This is a genomic window from Dietzia maris (assembly GCF_014144855.1).
Classification (GTDB): Bacteria; Actinomycetota; Actinomycetes; order Mycobacteriales; family Mycobacteriaceae; genus Dietzia; species Dietzia kunjamensis.
The window spans coordinates 1-585 of the sequence record NZ_JAALDN010000529.1; the positions used below are offsets into that span (position 1 = coordinate 1).

A 585-nucleotide genomic window follows, 5' to 3' on the forward strand; every position below is an offset into this window, starting at 1 on the left:
CGTTCCGCTCGACGTCCCCAACAGTGCGCAGCGGCAGAGTGTCAGCCCGAGGATGTGGGTCTCGTTCTCCGACGTCGACGGCCTCGACCGCGACGGCGACGGACTGCCCGACACCACCGAGGACCAGATCGGCACCGATCCGTCCGACCCGATCAACCGGCTGCCCGATGTGACCGCGGGGCACGAGTACGGGCCCCAGCCGTTTCTCCCGACCCCGCCCGAGGGCACCGTGCTCGACGTGGTCACCGACACGCTGCCGCCCGGCATGCGACTCGAGGACGGCGCCCTGAACGGTACTCCCACCCGCGCCGGCACCTACGACGTCTCGTTCTCGGTCACCATGCCCGGAGGGGCCACCTACACCTCTGTCCGGCGCGTGGTGGTCCACCCCGCCCCCGGCGGCGGTTCGACGGACCTGCCGGACATCGTGTGGCCGGTCATCGTCGGGGGCGTCATCGGGGTGGTGATCGGTGTCGTCGGCCCCGCCCTGGGCTCCCTGGCCGGTTCGCTCGGTGGGTCGTCCGACTCGTCCGGTTCATCCGGTTCAGGTGGCCCCGGTGGTCCCGGTGGTCCCGGTGGTCCCGG

General features: G+C 72.0%; 1 protein-coding gene. It reads left to right on the forward strand.

Annotated elements, in window-relative coordinates; all coding sequences use genetic code 11:
- Positions 1 to 585, forward strand: a 585-nt coding sequence (locus G6024_RS15710; RefSeq protein ID WP_235027944.1) for a thrombospondin type 3 repeat-containing protein, incomplete at both ends; no start/stop codon positions are given.